We start from the raw sequence: 25,083 nt of genomic DNA, 5'->3' as shown, positions 1-25,083 counted from the left end.
TGGTCGATCGCCGGTCAGAACCGGACTTCTTCGATATCGTCGTCGTTCGCGGCGGCCGGCGGGTGCACGAGCGTGAAGTCTGGCAGCCGTTCCCGCAGCAGCGGGGCCGGGGTCGAGATCGGCTCGAACTCCACCCCCTCGGGCACCCAGGTGCGCGAGACGTGGATGCCGAAGCGGCAGAAGCCGCAGGAGAACTGGGCGTACCCGATCCGGTCGTCCTCGTCGGCCACGAACACCAGCCGCAGCTCGTGGTGCCCGCAGTTCGGGCACGCCAGGTCGAGCCGCCCGGGCAGCGCCTCGTAGTAGTCACCGTAGGCGCGCTGCCAGTCGGCGTAGGAAGCACGCTGCTCGCCCGCCATCAGCCGTTCCGTTCCTGGTTGAGGGGGTGGTCCTGCCACCACCGCTTGTCGGCGGCGTGCGCCTCGTCCTCCCACGCCTGCCATTCCGCGGCCGTCTCCTGGCGACGCCAGCCCTTGCGTTCCATCTGCGCCACATGGACGAGCTCATGGTACAGAGTGCGGGCCAGGATCTCCTCGTTGACGAACGCCTGCGGCGTGATCTCGACCCGCGCCCCGCGCCCGGCCAGCAGTGTCTCGCCGTACATGCCGCGCTTGGCCTTGTTGACGACGACCTTGGCCTTCGGGTGGACCTGGATCCCGTACTTCTCGGCGACAAGGCGGACGTTGTCCGCCGTCACCTTGAGCTTGCCGCTCTCCCAGTAGTCGAACCGCGGGTCGAGCCGCTCCGCTGGCCAGGGTCGCGGCTTGGTGCCGCCGTCTTCGAGCCGGAGCAGCCGGTCCGCCGCACCCGGCCCGCTCAGGTCCAGCTCGTGGCGGGTGTACCCGGTGAACAGGTCCTCGGCGCCGAGGCGGTCCAGCTCGTCGGGGGTCAGGCGGGACAGCCCGGTGACGTCCAGCTCGGCCGTGACCCGGAAGTACCGCAGCTCGCCGCTGCCCAGCTGGGCGCGGATCGCGGGCAGATGGGGGGCCTTGGCGCCGCCGCCCTCGGCGGCCATCACGTCGAGTGCGGCGAGCACGTGCCGCCGGGGGTCGCCGACGGCGGATTCGGCCGCGGCCACCGGGCCGGCCCCCTCCACCACCACGTAGCGCCCGTCGCGGTCGCGGTGGATCTGGGTCAGGGTCCCCGCCGTTTCCGGCACGTCCACCCGCGTGAGCGGGCCCCGGCCGGCGGTCGCGTACTCGCCGCGCAGCTGGCCAACGGCGCGCCGGAGGGCGAGTGCGCCGAGCTGGTCGTCGAGCTCGGCGACCCCGTCCGCCGGGGACGCCGGCGGTTCGCCGTAGATCAGCGGCGAACCTCTCTCGAGCAGGGCGTGCGCGAACACCAGGATGGTGGGTTCCACGGTCAGGCCCGGGATCCGCAGACGGATCTCGCCGTTCTCGGCACGAACCGGCGTCACGGCGCGGAAGACCCCGGACTGGATCTCCGGCATCGAAGCCAGCAACGGCATCCCGGCGTCCGCGAGCCGGGGAAGCAGGTCCTCGAGGAACGCGGTGGCGTCCGCCTCGCCGGCGACAGCCTGCCGGACCGGGAGACCGGTCACCGCCGCCAGCACCGCCGCGACCTCGCCCGGCTCCGCCAGGTACCTGGTGTGCACGAGACCTTCCGCGATCAGGGCACTCTCCACCGCGAGCATCCACCGCGGGCTCCGCTGCGCCTCCGGGCGGGTGGGCAGCAGGAACTCGTTCGGCACGACCAGTTCGCGGACCCCGGAGGGCGAGGACAGCCGGACCAGGTGGTCGCCGGTGGGCAGCTCGGTCACCAGGTTCGAAACCAGTCCGGGCTGCGCCGCCGCCACCGCGCGCAGCACCTCGAAGGCTGTCGGGGACCGCATCTGGCCGGAGCTCAGCTGCTGCGGGTCCAGCGTCTCGAACACGGGCCGGTCGACCGGGGCCCACGCCCGGTCGCTGGTGTCCTCGCCCCAGGCCTCGCGCCGGTGCACCACCGGGTACGGGTTGGCGGGGTGCCGCGGGTCCTCGCGCGGGAGGACCGAGTCGGCCAGCTCGGCGAAGGCGCGGTGCACGAGCACCATGCCGGTCCGGTCGGCCCGGTAGAAGAACTCGTGGTCGGCCAGCAGGGCCGTCATCGCGGGGTCGTCGCCGTGTTCCCGCAAGAACACGGCCCTGGCCTCGGCGCGGTCGGCGGCCAGCCGCGTGGCCGGGTCACCCCGCACGAGCAGGTCGACCGCCGGGACCCGGCCCCGCGCCGCGAGCGGCTCGTACCGGGAGAGGTCGACGACGCCGCCGGAAGTGCGTGGCAGGCCGTGCGCGCGGACCAGGCGGGCCAGGACGGGGGCCTGCGCGTCGAGCGCGGCCAGCACGTCCTCCGCGGGGCGCAGCGGCTCACCGGCCGGCCACGGGGACGTGACGTCCAGCTCGGGTTCGGGGCGGGCATCCGCGACGAACGCCCCCAGGCCCCGGTCCCAGTCCGCCGCGAGTGCGCGCTCGAGCGCGGCCGCCGGCTCCAGGTCCGGGTGTTCCTGGATGGCGAGGGCTTCGCGGTTGGCCAGTCCGCGCCGCAGCAGCGCCTCGTCACCGCGGTTCACGAAGTGCGACGCGAGGAGTTGCCACCGGGCGCGCGGGTCTGTCATCGCGTCGTAGGTGCTCCGCACAGCGTCGGGCAACGCCGACGGGTCCGCCCCGGTAGTGGCGAGCGACCGGGCGAGCTCGATCCACTCGTGAGCCTCGTCGTCGGCGGCGGCGCGGACGTACTCGGCGGTCGGCGGCAGCTGGCTGAGCGGGCTCGGCTTCGTCCCGGGCAGCGGCACCGGCCTGCCCTCCCCGTCGAGCACCAGGACGTCGATCCCGTACGGCGCGCGAAGGCCGGGCCCCGGCGTCCGGTCCTTCTTCCAGAACAGCACCTTCTCCACGAGGGCGGGGCGCGTGTAGGGCAGCAGGTAGTACCCCAGGGTGAGGTCGTCGACGAGGTTCACCGCGTCCACGACCCCGTCGCCGATCCGGCCGGCGATCTCGCCCGCGGTCAGCCGCCGGATCCGGGGCTGCCTGCCGCTGATCACCTCGTCGGTGAGCCAGTGGATGGTCCCGCGGTGGTTGACCGCGACGACCGCGGCGTGCGGACCATCCGGGTCGTCGTCGAGCCGGTGGACGATGTGCGCGATCGCGCCGGGCCGGTCCTGCAACGCGGCCTCCACGAGTGTGTAGCCGCGCGCGGCCGCGTCGGAGGTGTAGGCCCGGAACCGCCCCCCGGTGACCAGCTCCTCGCGCCCGGCCGCGCCGAGTTCCGAGCCGAACGGTTCGCCGTCCCGGATCCCGCGGAAGGCCACGAGCGCGGGGAGTTTCGGGATGCCGAGCTGGAAGATCGAGCGCACCGCGAGGAACACCTCGAACGACGAGGTGCCCGGCCGCCACAGGAACTTCTGCCACACCTTCGGCGCCTGCTGCCTGGCCGGCGCCTCGCCCTTGCCGAGCATGGCCTTCTCCAGGTCGGCGAGGTCGGCGGAGGCGGGCCTGCGCAGACCGTCGGGCTGGTCGTAGGGCGCGACCTCGCCGGGGGTGCCCGCCGGGTCGTGGACCGAGTTCAGCAGCGAGGCCAGCAGCGGCTGGGTCTCGGTGAGGCGGCTCAGCTGGTCGGGTGTGAGGTTCTTCTTGTCGATCTCCTTGAGCACGCGCCGGATCCAGTCGTAGTCCGACATCGTCGCGTCGTCGTAGTGCCGGGGCGCGGCCGGATCGATGGTCGTGGGCAGCGTGCCGAGGCCGGTCTCCCACCGCTGCGTGAGCAGCGCGCCGAGGGAGCGGTGCTCCCACTTCTCCGCCAGGTTCCGCAGGTGCTGGATCGCCCGCACGAACACCTCGGGGTGCCCGGCCGCGTCGATCACGTCGGCCATCGCCCGCAGTTCGAGCCGGGCGGGGCGGTCGGCCGCGAGCGAGTAGTAGACCGCGGCGGCCTCCGGCGGGAAGGACGCCGGCGGGTCGAGCACGTTCTGCCCGTCCAGCTCCGCCTGCCGGTACCGGTCGGCGCGCGCGGCCCACTCCCCCCGCTCCTCGGCGGACATCGCGTCGAGGTAGGTCCCCGTGGGAGTCCGCGTGTTGACCGGCGACTGCGGCCTGCCGTCGATCACCACCGCGGGCGCCTCCATCGTCCCGCCGTTGTGGACGATGACGTCGATGGCGTACACGCCGTCCACATGGCGGTACAGCGGTTCGGATGCGGTCTCGCCGCGCGCCGGGTCGAGGTGGACCAGCGGCCCGGCGTTCTCGCTCGCGACGGCGGTGACGTAGGGGTCACGCCCTTCCCGGTGCAGCACGACGTAGGCGAACGCCCTGCCCGTGGTGTGCGCCAGCGTGGTCGCCAGGTCGCGGTACGCGCGGTCGATCGCGGCGGCCGCGTCCTCGGGCCGCTCGCCGCGGGTGTCGACGAGGCGCTGGAACCGCCCGCCGCGGTCGGCGATGCGCCCCAGGCCGTCGCGTTCACCGCCACGGGGCCGGGTGAGGTCGCCGTCGGTGAAACCGTCGACCGTGCGCCGGGCCGCGGCGTCGACCTGCATGAGGTGCGAGCGGTCGCGGATCCAGTAGTCGTGCAGGACCATCGCCGCGTCGGCGTCGGCGAGCGCTCCCGCCGGGTCGGCGTGCCACGGCGCGAGCAGCCGGGCGGCGCGGACGAGGTCGTCCACGCCCGGCAACGGCGCCGTGCGCAGCGCCTCCGCCGCCACGGCGAACTGCGACTCGGGAGCGGGCACCAGGGCCCCGCGTTCACCGAGCACCCGGGTGACCCGGGCGGGTGCGAAGGGCTGCTCCCCCGTCGGCGCCGCGGGCCGGACCGCGCCGGTGACCAGGTTGTTGGCGCGCCACTGCTCCTCGGGGAGTTCCTGCCGCTGGTCGGCGGGCAGCTCGCCGAGCAGGGCCTCGCGGGCCGCGAGGTCGCGGCGGTGGTGGCCCTCGGCGATCATCGCTCGGGTCAGCGGGCGCAGGTGCGCTTCCGCGATGCGGTCGAAGTCCCGGCCCGCGGGCAGGTCCATCTCGAGGGCGCGGGCCTCGGCCAGCACCTCGCCGGCGCGTGCCGCGTTCCCCTCGATGAGGGCGGCGGCCTCCTGCGCGGCGATGACGTCGAGGGTGAGCAGGCGCCCGGCCAGCGCGGCGTCGACAGCGGTCGCGGGGTCCGGGCCGCGCAGCTGACCGCGCCGCAGGCGCTGCAGCCGTGACTCCTGGTTCCGCTCGTGCCGGGCACGGCCGAGCTGGCCGGCGAGTTCACGCGCGGCCTGCTCTCGCGGGGTGCCCAGGTGCAGCTCGAGCTTGATCACCTGGCCGTGTCCGGTGTCGGCGAACGCGACCACCGGGCGGAGGCCGGTGTGCTGCGCGCGGTCGGTGTAGTCGACGGTGACCGGGGCGCCCGCGAGGTCCACCTGCGGTGTGCCGTCCACCGTCCGGATGGTCAGCTCGGGCACGACGTCGGCGAGCGTGCGCAACGCGGCGAGCACTTCCGCGCGGTCGGTTTCGAACGGCGACGCGGCCTCTCCGTCCGCGGCGGCGAGGAGCGCGTCGAGTTCGGCGGCGGCGTCCGCCACCACCCCGTGCACGAGCGGGTCACCCGGGTTGAGCAGCGCCGCGAACTCGGTGATCGACAGCGGCTCCCCGCGGCCGGGGACGTCGACCCTGATCTCGCCGTCGACCCGCACCGGTGTGGCCGGCACGTACTCGCCACCGCGCACCGACGCCATCACCGGGACTCGCGCGTCGGCGAGCCGCGGCAGCAACTGCTCAAGTGCGTCGGCCGCGCGGGCGGGCCCGGGCAGCCGCCGGACCGCCACCGGCAGGTTCCCGGCCGCCGCGAGGAGGCGCGCGACGTGCTCGGCGCTGCCGGCCGCGCCGACGTCCAGCAGACCGCGGGCGGCGAACGCGCTTTCCGCGGCGAGCATCCAGCGCGGGCTCTCCGGCGTGCCAGGCGCGAACGGCACCAGGAACTCGTTCGGCACCACGTGGACGACCTCGGCGCCCGGCACGACCGCGCCGCCGCCCCGCGACACCCGGCGCGAGCGGACGACGTGGTCGCCGCTGCTGGGGATCTCGCTGACGAGATCACCGCGCACGTGCTCCGGCCGCACCGCGGCGACCGCCCGCAACACCTGGTAGGCGACCCGGCTGCGCATCTGGTCCGGCCTGGCCGCGTGCGGGTCGACGTCGTCGAAGACCGGGCGGGTGCTCGCGGCCCAGGTCCGCGCCGAGGTGTCCTCGCCTTGCAGCGCCGGTCGGTGCACGAGCCGTGCCGGGTTGGCCGGGTGACGCGGGTCCGCACGGGAGACGCCGGCGGCGTCGAGCACGTCGGCGAACGCCTGGTGCACCAGCACGACCCCGGTCTTGTCCGCGTTGTGGACGAACGCGTGGTCGTCGAGCAGGTCCAGCAGGACCGGGTCCGCCGGGTTGTTCCGGACGAACTCCTCCCGCGCCGCCGCGGGTTCGGTGGCGGTCAGCGCCGCGACGGCGTCGCGGGCGGCACGCGGCTGGTACACCCCGAGTTCGACCACGCCACTGGCGGTGCGCGGCAGGCCCTGGTCGCGGACCAGCTCGGCGAGCGCCGGGTGCGCCTCGGCGAGGGGGCGCAGCTGCTCCTGCGTCGGCCACAACGTCCTGCCCTCGTCCACGGGCGGCGCGAACGCGTCGTACAGGCGCCCGATATCGAGGGAGCCCAGCTCGGCCTCCCACTGTTCGGCGAGCACGTCGTCCAGGGTGAGGCCACGGCGGTCGGCCGCGGCCTGGAAGCCCCGCACGGCGCGCTCCAACGCGGGGCCCTCGGTGCCGAGCACGTCGGCGAGCGCGTGCATCTGCAGCATCGCGCGCCCGTCGAACAGCCGGGCGTAGGGCAGGCGGACCGCCTCGGAGGGCGCCGAGCCGACCTGCCGCTCCAGCCGCAGCCGGCGGGCGAGCCAGTCGTCGTACCCGCGCTGCGGCAGTTCGTCGAGGTAGCGCTGGGTCGGCGGGCGGGCGCTGATCTCCGACGTCGCGTACCCGTTGACCGGCCGCGGGCCGCTCGCGCTGTAGATGACCACGTCGATCGCCACCACGCCGTCCTCGTCGCCGTACGCGGGCGGCCTTTCGTCCGAACGCCCCCGAACCGGGTCGAGGAACCGCACCCGGTCGTCCTCGTTCGCGATCGCGGTGACGTAGGGGGCGCCGGATTCGCGGTGCAGGACCAGGTAGGCGAACCCGCGTCCGCCTTCCCGGCGGAGCACGTCCGCCAGGATCCGGTGCTGCAGGTCGATCGCCGAGGTGCGGCTGCTCCCGGACATCCCCTCCAGGGTGAGCACGCGCTGAAAACGCCCGCCCCGGTCCTCGATCCGGCCCACGTCGACGGTGCCGGTTGTGGCTGTCCGCGCCGCGACGTCGATCCCGGCGCCGGCCCAGTAATCGTGCAGCACCATCGCGGCCTCGGCGAGGTCCGCCTGGCCGGGGGCCGAACCGGCGAGCAGCAGCACGGCCCGGTCCAGGCTGGAGAGCCCGGCCGGTTCGTCACGGCCGTCCACGGAACCGCCCCTGCTGAGGGCGGCGCGCGCGATCGCGACGTCCGCATCCGTGGCGGGCGTCAGTTCGGCCGGGCGGGTCCGGTGCGCCGGGACGAGCGCGACACCCGCGACCTCGGCGGGGGCCAAGCGCCGTGGCAGCTCGGGGTGGCGCTCCTGCCCGGGCCCGGTGAGCAACGCCTGGGTCAGCGGGTGCAGGTGGGCCTGCGCGATGAGGTTCCAGTCACGGCCGGGCGGCAGTGCGGCCGCGATCTCGGTCGCCAGGTCCGCGACCGCGGTCGTCCGGAACCCGTGCCCCGCCCGGCCGGCCGCCTCGGCCTCCTGCCGTGCGACCGCGTCGAGGGCGAGCAGACGCCCGGCGAGCGGCGCGTCGATCGCGGCCGGGTCCTCGCGCCTGCCACGCAGCGGGCGCCACGGCCGGTTCGCCTCGGCCAGTTCGTGCCGGGCGCGGCCGAGCTGCTCGGCCAGGAGCCGCACGGCCGTGTCGCGTGGAGCAGCCGATGGCAGGCGCACCAGGATGCTCGGGTTCTTCTTCGGATTTCCGGCGACCGGGCTGTCCAGCGGCGGTTCGCCGGTGAACTCGATCTTGACAGGCACCTCGCCGAGGTGGATGTCGTACTGCCCGTGGTTCCCCCAGGGCCGCACGCCGAGGTCAGGAACCGCGTTGCGGAGCGTCTCCAGTGCGAGGAACGCCTCGCGCCGGTCGGTCAGGCGCTGCTCAGCGTCGCCCCGACGAGCGGAGCCGGTTCCCCGGTCCGTCGGACCAGGAGCACCGACCACCCCTCCCTGCGCGCCAAGGGGGATGGAAACTCCACCGACAGCACCTCCCAGGCGCGCCCAGTTCCCGAGTCGGTCAGGGTTGTCCCCGGTTCGATCGGCTCCCCGTCCTCCCGGCCCATCACCCGGATTCCCGGGAAGGCCACCAGGTCGTCCACTTTGGTCACCCGGAACGTCGTCACTCGCGCCTCCTTCGGTGTGGAAGAGGTACTCGACGACCTCTTCGCCGGGGTCGGTGTCCGGGAGCTGGTCCGGTTCCACGACCGGCGGGCGTGAGCCGCGACCGTGCAGGCGGTCCACCGCCGCGTCGCCGTGGGCTTCGGCGTTCGCTTCGAGCTGGTCCACGATGGAGCGGACCGGGCGGATGCCCAGCTTCAGCTGGCCGGAGTGCGCGAGCTCGTGGCCCAGCACGCGGACGAGGGTGTCGATCGACTCGAACGCCTCGGGGGCCAGCCAGATCTCGCGGCCGCCCAGGTGGGTGGGCGTCAGTCCCCGGTGGCCCTCCTCCCGCATCATCCGGAGCAGCTCGGTGTCGGTGACGACATGGATCGTCACACCGGTAGCGTCCAGGTCGGCCCGAACCGCCGCCCAGCGGGCGGTGTCGGCCGACGGTTCGAGCGGCCCCGGCGGCAGCGCGGGAGCCGTGGTTCCGGGATCGGTCCCCTCGCCGAGGTGTTCCTCGATCGCGGCGCGCACGTCCCGCTCGGACAGGATGCGGCCGGTGCCCCACAGCTCGTGCGCCCGGTTCAGCTTGGCCGTCAGCTCGGCGACCAGCGCCGCGCGGCGCTCGTCCGTGACCGACGGGTCGGCGTAGGCCTCCGTGAACCGCACGGAGTCCACCAGCGCGGACTTGATCTGGAAGAACTCGCGGTACCGCGGTAGGTCCTCCTCCCAGCCCGCGATCGCGCCGGCGGGCATCCCGGCGGCCCAGCGCTCGACGAGCCGCGCCTCCTCGGCCTCCGTGTAGTGCATGAGGTGCAGATGCGAGGCGAGGTCGGCGACCGGGTCGCCGTAAAGCGCCAGCTCCCAGTCCAGGAAGCTCGTGCCGTCCTCGCGGACGACGATGTTACGGCGGTGCAGGTCCATGTGCAGCAGCCCGAACGGACGGCGGGTCAGCTCGTGCCAGCTCTCCCGCACTCCGTGCAGCGGATCGTCCGGCACCCCGAAGGCCTGCAGCAGGTCCCGGTGTTCGTCGACGGCATGCTGGTGCACGACCTCGGTCAGGTCGGAAAGCCGCCGGGCGAAAGCCGCGGTCTCGCCGGACGTGGGCCAGCCGTCCGGCACGGCGGGCAACTCGGCCGCCGAGATCTGGGCGGCCTCGGCGAACAGCCGCACGACGTCGCCGATGGTGTCGTCCGGAACCTCCTCGCCCTCGAGCAGGATGAACCCGTTCTCGAACGTCTGCACCTGGTTGCCGCCGAGCGATTGCCACATCTCGGACACGTTCGTCAGCAGCGTGGTCGGGTTCGCCGCTGTCGGGCGCAACTTCTGCAGCAGATCCGCCTCGTGCCAGATCCGGAGGTCCACATAGGACGCGCCCTCGATCGGCATGCGCACGTTGACCAGCCCGAAGGCGGTGTCGAGGAGCACGTTGTTGTTGTAGTTCCCCTCGGCGCCCGGCTGGTTGCGCGCCAGCGCGATCACGGTCTGGCCCCACTGCTCCCGCAGTTCCTGGTGCTCGTCGTCGCGATCGGCCGGGTGGACGCCCAGGTCCTGCATCTCCTGTTCGATGTGCGCCAGCAGGTCCTCGGCCTCGGCACGGGCCAGCGCCGGCGACTGGTTTTCACGCACGTGGCGGTCGAGGTCGTCCCACGTCCACTTGTCCGGCATCTGGTCGGCGCGGACGCCGTGGTGCACGAACACCTCGGTGGCCGACTTCGTCTCCGGGGCCAGCACCTCGCGCAGGATCTCGATCGTCTTGGGGTCGTACCACTGCGCCGCCTCGGCGAACTCCAGCAGGTCGAGCATCTGCCCGCGGCTGTAGTCGGCGGCCTTGCGCGCGAAGAACTGGGCCAGCTGGTCGCGGTCCTCCGACATGACCGCGCCGTCGTAGGAATAGCGCCAGCGGAACTGCTCGCTCTTGAGGAAGTCGCCGCGCCGGAACCAGCTCGCCGAGATCACGTTGACCAGCGTCGACACCACGCCCGAGGCGACCTGCATGACCATGTTGCGCACACTCGGGTCGGGCGGTGGCGGATCGCCGGGCTTCGCCGGTTCCGGCGGCGGCCGCAGCACCTCGGTGACGCCGCGGTTGACCAGGCTGCCGACGTTGCCCGGCCCCAGCTCGTTGAGCATGAGGTCCATCGCGCCGGGGACACCGGTCGGGCCGTGGTGGTAGACCGCCACGACGCGGGCGATGCGGTCCAGCGCCTCCTCGGCGTTCTCGCCGACGACGAGGAAGTGCGAGTCGATGGCACTGGCCAGCACCCGGGTCGGCTCGCCGGGGATCCCGCTCACGAACCGGAAGATCAGCTGCTGCCGGTGCATGCCGCGGATCTTGGCCCACAGCTCCTTGGGTCCGGGGCGGCGGACCTTGTCGATGTGCAGCACGAGTTCGCCGTTGCCGTAGCGCAGGACCTTCGCCAGGTGCTTGATGCGCTGGACCATCTCGCCGCTTTCGCGCATGCGGTCGAGGTCCGCGAACAGCGTCCCCGGCTCCGGCAGTTCCGGACCACGGCGGCCCAGGATCTCGCGCGCCTTCGCACCCAGGACCGGGTCGTCCGCGTACTCGGCGAGTTTCTCGCGCAGCAGGCTGTCCGCGCGGCGGATGTCCGTGGCGAGCGCGAAGGCCCAGTCGTCCATGGCCCGTGCGGTCGCCGCCTGGGTGCTCAGTTCCTTCTGCAGGCGCGCGGAAAGCCGTTCGATGCCGTTGCGCGCGGTGACCATCCGCATGGCGCCGTCCAGCGTCCGCTGGCTCGCCTCGGTCGCGGACTGGCCTGCCGCGGCCGTGTTGCCCTGCTGGAGGCTGACGGCCGCGCTCACGGCACCGCTGCCGACGGCCTTGCCGAACGCCGCGATCGCCAGCTGGCGGATCTCCCTGCGGTGCATGAACTGCTCGCGCTCGATGACGTCGTCGACGTGCCGGTGCATCCACATCTTGAGGTCGTCGATCGAGATCCGTGCGTCGTCGGTGGCCCACTGGGACGGCAGCAGGGTGACGAACTCGCGGACGTCGGTGTTGCCGCGCTTGTACACCGCGAGGTGGGTCGTCATCGGGGAGATCGTGCCGGGCAGCTCGTCGGCGAGGCCGAGCTTGATCCGCAGCTCGCCCGGGATCTTCGGGGTCCGCAGCCGCGGCTCGGCCTGGATCCGCACGGTCAGGCCGTTGCCCTCGTCGATCGCCCTGGCGATCTCGTCGACAGTGAGCTCCTCGCCGTCGTCCTTGCGCTTGGCGACCGGCTTCGCGACGGCCTCGGCCTCGTCGGCCTTCCGCTTCGCGGCGGGCACGGCTTCCTCGGCGGTCCGGACGTCGGCACGGGCCTGCGTGAGCTCGTTGGTCAGCGCGGCGATCTCGTCCGCCGCCGCGCCCTTCTTGCGGGCCTTCTTCAGCTCCTCGGCCGCCTTGTCGACCTTCTTCTTCGCCGCCACGACGGCCTTCTTCTTGGCCTCGTAGTCGGCCTTCGCCGCGTCGGCGGCCACCTCCTCGGCCGTGAGCAGGCGGGCCGCCTTCACCCCGGCGAATACCTCCGCCCTGGCCACCATTTCGTCGGCGGCGCGCACCAGCATCTCGGCCGGGTCGTCCGGCGCCATCTCGCGGTCGGGGCGGGCGGGCAGGTGCCGCTCGATCTCGGCCGCGACCCCCTTGCTCACCGCGTCCGCGGCGCCCATGAGCCGCAGCGACGTGCCGGCCATGCCGATCCGGGCGGTCGCGCCGATCAGGGCCTGGAAACCCTGGCGCTCCCGGACCGCGTCCTCCCACAGCTTGCGGGCCAGCGCGTTGTACCTGAAGTTCAGGTAGCGCGAGGACATGAACCCGAAGCGGGAGCCGGCGCTGCCTACCACCAGCGGGCCGATCAGTTCCAGGCTGCCCGCGCTGACGTTGAACGCGGTGGTGATCACGCCCTCGACCGGCAAGGTGGTGAAGTTCTCCCGCGCCAGCGATCCGAGCGTGGGCTGGATCCACAGCTGTGTGCCCTTGGTGACGACGTCGACCAACTGCTCCGAGATCGCCGCGCGGATCGCGTCGTCGCCGCCGTGGAAGGTGTTCGGCGAGACGCCGATCCAGTACCGCTGCTCGCTGGTCGGCACGTGGCCGCCCTTGAGGACCTGGTAGGACCGCGGCAGGCCGCCGGTCACCAGCGACACCTTGAGCGTCTCACCGGTGGGCAGCTTGAGCGACAGGGTGCCGGCGTCGCGCACCTTCCGGGCGCCCGCGTCGTTCGCGGCGATGCCCTCGTCGGACCAGCTCACCTCCGTCATCTCACGGAACGTCTTGCGCAGGCCGTCGTTGTGCAGCAACGACTCCGGGAACGCCTTGGCGGCCAGCTGCTCGGCCAGCTCGGCGCCGATCCGGGTCATCCGCTGCTGCAGGTCGTTCATCTCGTCGCCGGACAGCACGGTCAGCTGCTCGGGCGCGGCCGCCTCCGGAACCGTGTTGTGCGTCAGTTCCGCCAGCGGCTGCAGGGTCTCGGCGGTGTCGTGCGCGCCCTGCTGCAGCGAGACCGCGGTCGGGCCGATGCCGCCGCGCATGATGAACGCCCGCAGGCGCCGCATCTCGTTGGCCGCCTCGGTCTGCTTGCCCATCGACGTGTAGTAGGCGGCCGGCGCGATCAGACCGGTCCAGGCGAAGTAGGCCCCGCGCGCGATGAGGTAGGTGCTGCTGATGCCTGCCCCGAGGCCCAGCGACGCGAGCGTGCCGAGCGCGACACCGGCGGCGCTGCCCATCTGCACCAGGAGCGTGGTGCGGGCCTCGACACCGAGCGTCGGCAGCTGCGAGCGGTACCCGGCTACCTGCTCCACCAGCAGCTTCTCAAGGTCGGCCCGAACGTCGGCCCGTTCGGCGTCCGGCCGCACTGCGACGACGAGCTGACCGCCGTCCACCCATTCGAGCGGCACCATCGCCGGCATCCGCAGATCGGCGCCCTCGGTCGGGTCGCTGCCGTGTTCGGCGATGAACGCGTCCAGGTCCGCCTGGGTCCCGATGGCCCTGCCGTGGTGCTCCTCGATCCAGTCGGCCTTGGCGCGCAGGCGGAATTCCGCCGCGAGCGGGTGGTCGCCCGACTCGATCTGCGCCAGCGACGGGCCCACCCTGCCCTGCAGCGTGAAGCCGGACCGGAACACCCGGCCGCCAGGCACCTTGTCCGTGCCGGACATCCAGGTGATCTTGACGACGTTGTGGAACGTCGGCTCGGCCGCGGCGACCGCGTCCGGCGGTTCCTGCTCGTCGACCGGGGTGTACAGCGACTGGATCGCGAACTCGGTCGACTGGCGGGCCCGGATGCTGTACAGCCGGTCGTCCAGCACGCCCTTGCGGTTCCTGTCGCCGAACCCGCCCTCGGTGAGTTCCTCGAAGAGGTAGGCGAGACCGCGCGCGGGGTGCTCGTCCGCCGTCCGCAGGGCGCCCAGCAGCATGAGGCTGCGCGGGTCGCGCACCCGGCCGCGGAAGTCCTTGTGCGTCAGGATGACGTCCTCGAGCAGCTTCGCCCGCTGGTGGCTGCGCTGGATGGCGGCGTTGAGGCCGAGGCCGTGGTCCTTCCCGTCTGCGGTGCCGTTGAGCAGGCGCCGCAGCTCCTCCTCGATCGCGGTCAGCTCCGCGACTGCCTGCCGCACGACCGGGTCCGCCGAGTCGGCCAGGTCCGCGAAGTCGTTCGCGCGCCAGCCCTCCCGGCCGGCTCCCGGCAGGGTGGCGACGACGCGCTCACGGTTTTCGAGCAGGCCCACCACCTGCTCCACTGTCGCCTTGTCGCGCTCGGTCAGGTTCGCCGTCGTGAGCTTGTCGCCGCGCAGCGGGTTGGCGCGGAACAGGCGCTGACCGTCGTCGGCCGCGTCGATGCCCTCGCCCGGCGCGGCGAGCCGCTGGAACTGCCCGTGGACCTCGTCCAGCGACGCGGCTTCCCGCGTCAGTTCGGCCAGCGCGAGGTCGAACGGCGTGCGCAGCTCGTCGGCGCGCCGCAGTGCCTGGCCGAGGTCGGCGCGGGCGGTTTCGACGTAGCTTTCGGCGGTGGCGGAGGTGATCGCCTCGCCGTCCAGCTCGGGCAGGCGGGGCGCCGTGCCGTTCTCGCGGGCCTCGGCCTCGGCGGCACGGGCCTGTTCGGCCGTCTCCGCCCACAACGCGAGCCGGGTCATCCGGAAGTCGGCCTCGGCCAGCTGGACCTGGTGGTCCTCCCAGCGCGACCGCACCAGTTCCAGCACACCGGCGAGGCGGCGGTAGCGGTGCGTCAGCGCGGTTTCGAGCTGGGTCTCGCCGGTCTCGTGCCGCTGCAGGAGCTCACCGACCTGGTTCGCCAGCTCGGCGACCCGCGGCCCGATCACCTCGATCATCCCGGCGAGGGTCTCGGCCAGCTCCTCGGCCTGCTCGGCCGCCGCCGGGTCCTCGTCGAGCCGCTGCTGGATCTCGGCCAGCGCCGCCCAGCCGCGCTGGTGCGCGCCGACGAGCTTGGCCAGCTCCGCGAGTCCGGTGTGGACGGCGCGATCGGCGGCGAAGTCGTGTTCCGGCACCTGGTCCGCGGTGTCCGGGTCGTGCTGCGGCGTGCCCAGCGCGACCAGCTCGGCGGCGACCTCGGCGAAGCGCTCCATGAGCGCGGCGTCCGAGATCAGCCCGGCCCGCCACGCGGTGAGATCCGGACCGAGGGCGGGCAGCGCGGCGGCGATGTTCCCGGCCACGCCCGCGGGCATCCGGCCGGCGCCGTTCCCGCTGTCGACGTACCGGTCGAGCAGGGCCCGGACGTCCTCGACGAGCCGGGCGCGCCCGTCCGGCGGCAACAGGGCGCCCGCGGTCCGCCCGACGAGCTCGGCGGTGATGTCGAGCCGCGCGAAGCCCTCGGTGACGGCGGCGCCCGGGATCTGCCCCGTCAGCCACGCGGCGAAGTCCGGGCCGTGGGCGTGCAGTGCGGCGCCGATCCGCTCGGCCGCGCCGGCCGGCGCTCGCCCGTCGCCGTCCTCGCCGCGGAAGAACCGGTCGAGCAGGGCCTCTGCGTCCTGGCGGAGCCGGACCTGCTCGGCCTGCGGCAGCCGGGCGATCTCCGCCCGCGCGGCCGTGGTGAAGTCGGTTTCGGCCCCGGGCAGGAGCGCGGCCGCGCGCACACCGTCGGGGATGCTGTGGAACGCGTCGCCGATGACGGTGGGGTGCGCCTCGGCGAACTCGCGCCGCTGCGGCCCGGTCACGAGGTGGTCGCCCAGCACCAGGAGCGCGGCGACCTCCCGCAGGCGCAGCAGGTCCGTTGTGGACAGATCGGCCGGAATGCCGGCGCGCTGCAGCCAGGCGCGGAACGCGTCCTCGGTGTCCGGGCGGAACCCGAACCACGGCATCGCGTCCGCGAGCGACCGCGGATCGGGGCTGCTGACGGGCAGTGCGCCCGCCACCTGCAGGGCGGCTTGCTCGTCGCCGGTGCTCCACCGCTCGCCGACCTGGTCGAGGTAGTCGGTGCCGTGCGCCAGCGCGACCTGGAGCGCCTGGGGCAGGTTGTCCCCGAACCGCGCGTGGAGCGCAGGCAGGTTGACCGTCTCGGTGAGCAGACCGTAGGCGTTGTCGCCTGCGGTCACCGCGGCGCGCACCAGGTCGACGGGCACCGCCGGGGTGGGCCGCGCCGTGACCGGCGGGGTCTGCGTGCCCTGCCAGACCGGATCCAGGTAGTTGAAGGTGAACGCGTCCGCGACGCCACCGCGGCTGCGCGGCGCGACCTGGTTGTGTCCGGTGTCGGGCGGCGGCGCCGGCGACGGCCGCGTGGCGAGGACCTCCCGCGTGCGCGTGCTCAGGCGCTCGGCCTTGACCTCTTCGAAGTCGAGTCCCGGCGGCAGGTCCCGCTGGATCTCCCGCTCCAGCTGCAGCATCTCGCTCAGCGCCGTCGTCGGGGCCTGGCTCTGCTCCCGCTGGTGGGCCATCACCTCCAGCATCGCCAGCCGCCCGGCGAGGTCGGCGGGCAGTGGCACGCGGTCGCGCCCCCGCAGACCGGAGAACAACCGGGAGCGCTCGGCCTGCACCTCCTGCCAGGCCCGCGCCGCGTGGTAGGCGATCTCCCTGGCGGGGTCCACGGGGGACCCGTCGGCGATCCTGATCCGGGCCGCGGGCCGTCCGTCCACTTCGGTCACTTCGCCCGAGGTGGTCCACCCGGTGACGCGGGTGACCACGACCGGCAGGTCCCCGGCCACCAGCCGCACCTCGTCCGGGGCCGCGTCCTCGACCCGGACGCCCGGCAGCACGGCGCCGGCGATCCGGGCAGGCGGGGTCAGGTCCTTCCCACGCTCCTTGAGCCCGGTCACCAGCACCTGACCGGGTTCCGGCTCGGCCCCCGCGTCGTAGCCGTGGCGGCGCAGGACCTCCGCGATGCGCTCGCCGTCCGCCTCGCGCCCGGTCACGATGTCGATGAACGAGCCGGACGGCAGCACGTCGGCGATCCGGCCCAGCGTCTCGTCGTCGAGTTCGCTCGGCCGCCAGTGCAGGAGCCGGACCTCGGCCTGCGCGTGCGGCTCGCGGTGGGTGGTCCCGGCGTGCGCGGCCAGGCGCGCCCGGGCGTGGGCGAGCTTGGCCGGATCGGCGTCCGCGGACTGCTCGAGGCGCCGGATGGCCTCCGTGTAGACCGCCGCGTGCCCGGCGGCGTCGGTGTTCTCCTTGATCGCGCGCACGATGACCCGGTTCGTGCCGTCGACGGTGATGCCCGAGGCGCCGAGGGTGATCAGTGTTTCCACGAGGTCGGCCAGGTGCGGTTTGCCCTTGGCGCCACCGGTGACGATGGTCAGCCATCCGCCGTCGCGCAGCGACTCGAAGGCGTTCGCGAGCGCGCCGATGGAATCCCCGGTGAACGCGGGTGCGTTCAGGTTCTCGAAGAGCACCTCCGAGTAGTGGCCTGCCGGCAGCGTGACGGTGGCGAGGTCGCCGAGCACGTCCGGCCGCGCGCCGGGGTCGATGTTGACCGAGACGTCGTCCGGTCCGAGCGCCGGCATGCCGTCCGCTCGTCCGCCCCCGACCACCAGGCGCGGGCCCGGCTCCGGGGGGAACGTGACCGCGTGCCGGCGCTGGTGCGTGGCCACCAGCCGCGTCCCGCCGGCATCGCTGGTGACGACCACGTCGGCGAACCACTCGCGCAACGCGGCCTCGGTCTCCTCGGCCAGCTCGCCGTCCCCTGGCGGCACCTCGATCACGGCACGGCCGTCGGCGTAGAGCAGGTTCCCCAGGCGCCGCACCGTCGAGGTGACGCCGCCGTTTTCCGCGTCGCGAACCATCTCGCGGAGGACGACCTCGTCGAACCGGCCGGCATCCCGCACCAGCGGCAGCCCGCCCGGTTCGCCCGCGGCGAGGGTGCGCGGCGCCTCGGCACGCCACGGAAGCACCGGTCCCGGCGCGGGGGACGTGGTCACCTCGTAGCGTCCGCCGGCGGCGGTGGCGAGAGCGTCGAGACCGGACGCTCCGACGGCCGCGATGTCACTGACGGTGGGGAACCCGGCCGCGCCGAACCCGGCACCGGCCGCCCGCAGCACCGCACCGGCCCGGTCGATCTCCGCATCCAGCGCGTCGGCGAACGCGGGGACGTCACTCATGTGGTGCTGCTCCGCCAGCGCCAGCGGGACCTCCTCGTCGCCCTCGGCCAGTGCCGCCCGGAGCTGCCCGCGCGTCTCCTCCAGGATCGCGTGGCGGGTGGCGAGCACCCGCAGGATGTCCTCGGCGTCGGCCCGGCCGGTGCCGTCCTCCCACGGCCGCGCGGCGGGATCGGACAGGTTGACCGCCGTGACCGACGAGGCCATCAGGCGGTTCACGGCGAACCCGGCCGCGCGCAGCGACCGGGCGAGCGCGGCGGTGTCGGCGCCGGGCCCGGTCCGGATCTCCAGCGACGAGCCCGTCGGCAGGGCCTCCCCGAGCTGTCGTGCCACGTCCGCGGTGAGCGACTCGTGGTCCCAGCGCTCCAGCCGCAGCCGGACCGGGCCCGGCGAGGGGGCACGCCCGCGGGCATCGGCGGCGTGCCGGGCGTGCGCGGCGCGGGCGTGCTCGAGCATTTCCCGCAACCGCGCGTCGTCGCCCCGCTCCAGTGCCGCCTCGATGCGGGCGATCGCCTCCGCGTACACCCGGGCGTAGCCGGCCGCGTCGTAGGGGCCCTTGACCATGTCGGCCGCGACGGTGTCGAGCCAGAGCCCGGAGAACGTCAACTCCGTCGCGCCGAGCGCCACTGCGTTCGCGACCAGATCACCGAGGTGGGCTGCCAGGTCCGCGCCGGATTCGATCGTGACGTGGCCGCCTTCGGGCAGGGCGTCCATGGCGTCGGCCAGCGCGCCGATCGCCTGGCCGGTGACGGCGCCGGCCGGAACGCCGTCGAAGTGGACGGACGTGAACTCGCCGCGCGGCAGATCGGTGACGGCCACGTCGGTACCGACCGCCACGTCACCCGCGCCGAGCGCGGTCCGGCCGCCGCCGATCATCACGCGCGGGCCGTCCGGGCGGACGGGGTCGACCGGCCGGGGGCGCTTGGCCCAGCCGACGACCCGGCCGCCGCCCCACTGCCTGTCGTACTCGACGCCGACCTCGCCGAAGTACCAGTGCACGGCCTGCCGGACGGTGTCGCGGTCGACGTCACCCCCGATGTCGACGACGACGCGCCCGTCGTGGCGCACCGCGCGCCACGCGGCGTGCAGGGCCTCCGCCACACCGCCGTCGCGCGGGTCCCGCGCGAGTTCACGCAACAGCACCTCGGGAGCGGGCCCGGCCTGCGGGTCGAGGGCCGTCGCGTCCAGCACGAGCTGCTCCGGGTGCGGCGGCACGGGCTCGACCGCGGCCGGACGGCCGGTGGTGGTCAGGTCGCGGTACGCGGTCCAATCGCCGATGGCGCGCAGGATGTCCTCGCCCGGCACCACGTCGACGCCGTGGCCCAACCGCGCACCGGGCGCTGCGACGTCCACGATCTGGCGCGGTGTTGGGTAGCCGGGGGTACCGAACTCACGCTCCGCGCCGGCGAGGAGGAGGGCGTCGGCCTCGTCGACGATGCGCCGCAACTGCCTCGCGGAAACCGGGCCGTTGCGGATCTCGCGGTCGAGCGGCCCGCCGTACCGGAGCGCGGCGACCGCCGCGTCACGCAGGGCGCGCAGTTCGGCCAGCGCGCGGGCCGCGGACTCGCGGCCGGTCACCGGGTGCCAGTCGTACCCGGCCACGGCCAGGTCCACGCCCCGGTCCCCGGACACCTCGTGCGTGACGTAGGTCAGCCCCGCCGGGCGGTAGGCCTCGTGCTCCAGGAACGTGGCCCGTTCGAAGGCCATTCCCCGGTACGGGTCGCCGGCGCCGGGATAGGTGTGCTCCGCCCACCGCGTGCCGTCGGGCTCGCGGTGCAGCCGGATCTCGAAAACGCTCTCCGGCGCGGATCTGACGCGCACCGTGAAGGTCAGCGTGACCGTGTCCCGGCCGTCGGCGTGCGCCGTCGCGACGTCCCGCAGTTCGACACCCCGGCTGAGGTGGTGGATGGGGGAGAACCAGCCGCGTGCGGTCTCCGCGATGTCCGGCGCCCACTGCCCCTGGTGCGGGAAGAACCCGGCGATGCCCGGGGGCCGCTCGCCCGGCGGCGGCGGGGGCGGCGGCGACTCCGGTTCGCGCGGACCGGGCGGATCGTCGCGTTTGGTGCCGCCCAGGACGATCTGGTCCGTGCCGACCGCCTCGGTCACGTTCACCCCGGCCGTTTCGAGGTACAGGGCGATCTCGGACATCGAGGCGGTGATCGAAGTGCTGATGCGGATTCGCGACCGCGGCGGCAGCGCGTCGACGAGCCCGCTGATCGTCTCACCGGTCAGGTCGGTGTTGCGCCAGTGAACGAGCTCCAGCGCCGTGGGGGTACGCCAGAACGGCTCCGATTCGCCGGCGAACGCGGCGGCCCGCTCGCGTGCGTGGGCCAGCGCCCTGCTCAGCTCCGGCGGTGCCCCGGCGTCCGCAGCGCCGGCTCCTTCCAGGCGGCGCACTGCTTCGGCGTAGACGCGGGCGAGCGCGGCGGGGTCGTCCTCACCCTTGCGCGCCGTGATGACGACGCCGTCGTCCCCGTTCGCGGTGATCCGGGTCGCCCCGGCCGCGGTGAGCGCCTGCACCAGGTCCGGCAGGTGCCGCGCGGTCGAGACGCTGCTCGTGATCGTCAGGGTGCCACCGTCGGGCAGTGCGCTCATCGCGTTGGCCACGGCCGCGATCGCCGGGCCGGTGAACGCGCTGGGCGGCAGGCCGTCGAAAAGGATGTGGCCGAAGCTGCCCGCGGGCACCGCGGCCGCGATGTCGTCCCCGGCCACCAGCACGGTGCCGGCAGGCGGTTCGGGCGGCGCCGGCCGTCCGCGCGGGATCCGGGCGACGAAGTGCGGCGTGCCGTCGGGCGGGGTCACCAGTTCGACGCGCGCGAACCAGGTGCGCAGGGCCGCGCTCAACTCCGTCAGGTGCTCCGCCGCGTCGGCAGGCACCTGGACGACGAGCCTGCCGTCGGCGGTGAGCAGGTCCCTGGCCTCGCGCACGTGCCGCCCGAAGCCGCCGGTCCGCTCGTGCCGCGGCATCCGGCCGAGGGTGATCTCGCCGTAGGCGGTGTCGCGCCGCTGCAGCGGCAGGTCCTCCGCCGAAGCCAGGGTGAGGCCGGTGACCGCCTCGGGACGCCACGCCACCTCGGTCACCGGCGCGGTGAGGTCCCGGCGCAGGTGGAGGATTCCGGGTTCGGTCAGCGCGGCGTGCCCCGGCGCGCCGAGTGCGGCGATCTCCCGCGGCGCCGGGTAATCGCCGCTCGCGTACTCGTTCGACCGCGCGCGGTCGACGATGTCCTGGACGGCCGCCGCCTGGTCCTCGAGCAGGGTCCGCAACGCCGCGGCGTCCGTGGTGCCGTAGCGGCGGACCAGCCGCTCGACGGCGCCGCGCGCACCGAGTGCCGTCGACTGGTCCAGGCCGGCGAGATCGTCGCGCAAGGCTTCGGCTTTCGCGGCGAGGTGGTCGATCACGACCCGCGCCTGGTCCTTGCCGCTGCGCGGCGCCCACCCGTCCCCGCCGAGCGCCCGGCGCACCCGGTCGTCGCCGGTCGCTTCGTCGTCCACCGCGGACACGCCCCAGCCGGCGTAGCGCGCGCGCAGGAACTCGTCGAGGGCGGCGCCGGACGGTCCGCGGGACATGTGGCGCTGTGCCGTCAGCACGTCGCCTTCGCGCCGGAAGCCGTACACCACCGAGCCGCCGTCGGAGGTCTCGAAGCGCACGACGGCGTAGTCGCCGTTGGACATGGCCGCCGTCGCGGAGGCGCCCGCGCCTGCGAAGTCCACACCGGACAGCACATCGTTGAACCCGGCGACGAGCCGTTCCCTGGTCGCGTCCTCGTCCGCCGCGGTGCGCAGCACACCCAGCGGCGAACTGTCCGCAGTGGACCCTGGCATCACGTCGGGAAGGTGCTGCTGCGCCAGCCGGAGCGCAATGCCGACGCGTAGCGACCGCTGGTTCGGCTCGTCCGGCATCGGAGGCAAATTCACCGTCGGCACGCCCTGGGCGTCCGGACCGAACAGGCGCGGGGTCGTCGAGCCGGGCACGACGCTCACCCGCAGCGTGACGGTGGCGCCGTCGGCGCCGGTGAACGACCACACCCCGTCGGCGATTTCGGTCCCCTGGCGGTTGCCGTCGGCCATCCAGGCGGCGACGGTGTCGTGGAACCCGGCCTGCGGGTCGGCGACCTGCTGGGTGTTCCACGCCGCACCGAGCGCGACCGAGCGCCGCTGTCCGGGCTCGCCGCCCGGGAGGGACCCCGGCGCACTGTGGTAGGCGGTCCCCTGCCCCAGCTGGCCGCCCGGGTCCCGCGCGGTGCGCGGCGCCGGGATCGGCTCGCCCATCGGGTCCCCAGTGACCGGCGGAGCGGCCTCGCGGGTCGCGGTCCGGGCGGCACCGCGCGCCTCGGCGGCGGGCTCCGGCGCGCGGCGGGTGTGTGCCGCGAGCTTCTCCCGGTCACCTTCCCGCAGGTTCTCGGCGACCCTGGTGGCCAGGTTGGTCCGCTCGGCCGGGGAGGCGAGTTCGGGCTGGCGGGCGATGCGGTCGAGGGCGTCCAGCCCGCGCCGGACCCGGCCCCACGCGAGCTGGGTGCCGTCGCCGTGGCCGGCCGAGGCGATCTCCGTGCGCTGCGCCCGCTGCGGCGCGCCACCCTCGTACCGGCTGTGCCGCGGCGCCGCGAACCGGTCGAGGGAACGCAACCTCGCCCACGCCCCGCGCGCGAGGTAGATCGTGGGGCCGGCGAGCGCGAACACGCCGGTGGCCGCGATCACCACCGGGTTCGTGGTGATCATCGACGCGCCGATCGCCGTCAGCGCGCTCTGCGCGAAGAACATCGCGCCGGGGCCGAGCTTCGCGCCGACGCGGCCTTCCTTGCGCTCGATGCGGAACCCGAAGCGGGACAGGGCCGTGGTGGCGGCCGTGAGGCTCGTCCCGACGACGGCGTTGAGCCACTGGCCCTCGGCGATGTACTGCACGGTCAGGCCGGCGTTCGCGATCGTCAGCAACGGGAACGCGAGCAGGTTCTGCAGCTTGCGCATGCCAGGGCGGGCGACCGGGTCGTACTGCGCCCAGATGCCGGGCACCGCGGTGATCGCGAACAGGATCGACGAGGGCAGGTAGGCCCACGACACCCAAGCGGCCAGGCCGACGCCGACGATGCCCTGGTACAGCTGGTTCAGGGCGTTCACGATCCAGGTCGCCGCCGTCGCCACGTGGGTGCCGCGGCCGAACCAGCCCGCCGTCGGGTTCATCCGGTTGATCGAGTCGGCGGTGCCGCCCACGATCCGGTTCACGTAATCCTTCAGGCGGGAGAACAGCATGTTCGCCCAGACGCGGCGGCTCTGCGCGGTGACACCCTCCGGGAGCCGGAAGTAGGCCGTCACGACGTAGTCGTGCAGCATCTGCCGGACGTGGTCCTCGAACGCCGCCGTGACGCGGTCCACGATGTGGGCGAACCGCTCGCGGAACTTCTTCCCGCCGGGGCTGATGTCGTTGACCATCAGCTGGCGCGTCATCCGCATGAGCCGGTCGACGGCTTCCACGTCGATCCGCTCACGCTCCATCATGGACTCGGTCGTGACCCGGATTTCCTGCGTGTGCGCGACCTTCAGGCTGGAGATCACCGAACGCGTGACGAACGCGGCGCCGGCGATGATGGTCGCCCCACCGCCCGCGATCACCGCGGGCACCGCGCCGAACGTCACGGCGGTGGCCGCGCCGGCGGTGATGGCGGCGGTGGTGGTCCAGCCGACCACGCCGCGCTTGCGCCAGTAGCTGCGCAGCTCCTTCTTCGTCCGCTCGGTTTCGAGGCGCTGCTCCTCCGTCACGGTGACGTCCTCGAGGACCTTCGAGACGAGCTCCTGCTGCTCCTCCCGGGTCAGCCCGTCGGCGGCCTGCACCGCGTAGTGCGCGGCGATCAGCGCTTCGACCGGCGCCCCGAGCGCGAGGCCGTCCTCCTCCGCGGGCTGGAGCCCCTTCCGGTTGCGGAACTTCTCGAACCGCTCGGACACGCTCCGCCGGATCTGCGCGCTGAGGTCGCGCACGACCTGCTTCGCCGATTCCGGGTCCTTGAAGTCGCCGTAGGCGATCTTGTACGCGGTGATCGACGACTGGATCTGCTGGTTCTCGCGCCAGATCCCGTCCCGCGTGCCCGCCGGTCCGACGGCCGCGCCCTCCCGCGGCCGGAAGCCCCGGTCCCACAGCTCCTGCGCGCGGTCGTGGAAGGCCTGGATCACTTCGGCGGGCGAGCCGTCCATCTGGGCGAGCCACGCGTCGCGGTGGTCGGAGTAGTACTCGTCGACGAACCGCTGGCTGCGGTCGTCCGCGGTCTCGGCCTGGCGGGCCACCGCGTCGTCGCCGGTGCCCACACCGGGACCGACCGCCTGGTCGGGGTGCGGCACGAAACCCTTCTCCACCAACGACTTCGCCTTGGCGTGGAAGCCGTCCAGCACGTGCTTCGGGTAGTTCGACAGCACCTCGACCCAGGTGTTGTGGTGCCGCGAGAAGTACTCGTCGACGAACCGCTGGCTCGCGTCCCGCTCGGCGTCGTTCATGACCCGGACGTAGTTGCCGCCGCGCATCTTCGCGACGATCGCCTCGCCCTGGTCGGGGTAGCGGTCCATGATCGCGCGGTAGACCGGCTCCATCTCCGTGGAGTGCCGGTCGAGCTGGGTGCTGGGCATCATGCTGATGCCGTCGGAACCGAACAGCAGGCGGTCCTGGTGCTTCACCGCGAACTCGACGAAGCGCTCGAACACGGCCGGGTCGTCGCGCAGGTACTGACCCAGCGGCGTCCACGAGAAGTCGTAGTTCAGGCCCGGCACCAGCTCCAGCATCCGCTCGAGCATGTCCAGGTGCTCGGCGGTGAGCGTCGTCCAGTTGCCAACGCCGAGGTGCGCCCAGATGATGCGGTTGCCGCGGAACTCGGGGAAGTGCCGCATCAGCGCCATCATCGGCATCAGGTTGCGCTCGTCCGGCGACCCGGACCGGAACAGCCCGTTCAGGTCGACGGTGGCGAACCCGTTGTCCTTGTGCAGCAGGAAGGTCTGGCCGGTCATCCGGTTGGCCCGCAGCTTCGCCACGAGGTGCGGGTTGAACGGGTCCGGCACCTCGGCGGGCAGGCTCGCCGCCATCTCCGGATGTCCCGCCGACCGGAGCAGGTACCGCAGCGTCTCGCCGTTCTCGACGAGCCGTTCCAGGTACG

2 protein-coding genes (1 of these 2 cut by a window edge) are annotated in these 25,083 nt (G+C 73.7%); both read right to left on the bottom strand.

The genetic code is table 11. The features are described from left to right. Positions 1-14: 14 nt before the first annotated feature. Positions 15-359, bottom strand: coding sequence for a hypothetical protein (locus tag ACCP09_RS32500; RefSeq protein WP_123683197.1), 345 nt, complete (start codon positions 357-359; stop codon positions 15-17). Continuing rightward, on the bottom strand, positions 359-25,083 hold the 3' portion of the coding sequence (locus ACCP09_RS32495; protein ID WP_433752562.1) for an EndoU domain-containing protein. Its footprint extends 19,201 nt past the window's final position; only the last 24,725 of its 43,926 coding nucleotides appear in the window; its start codon lies beyond the right edge, outside the window; it ends in the stop codon at positions 359-361. The genes ACCP09_RS32500 and ACCP09_RS32495 overlap by 1 nt, the downstream gene beginning before the upstream one ends.

This window comes from Amycolatopsis sp. 3B14, assembly GCF_050958625.1.
Classification (GTDB): Bacteria; Actinomycetota; Actinomycetes; order Mycobacteriales; family Pseudonocardiaceae; genus Amycolatopsis_E; species Amycolatopsis_E thermoflava.
Note: the sequence above shows the minus strand (reverse complement) of the source record. Positions and strands in the feature narration are given on the sequence as shown.

Excerpts from the sequence above, each read along its gene's own strand:
- ACCP09_RS32500 (WP_123683197.1), bottom strand. The coding sequence starts at position 359 with ATGGCGGGCGAGCAGCGTGCTTCCTACGCCGACTGGCAGCGCGCCTAC.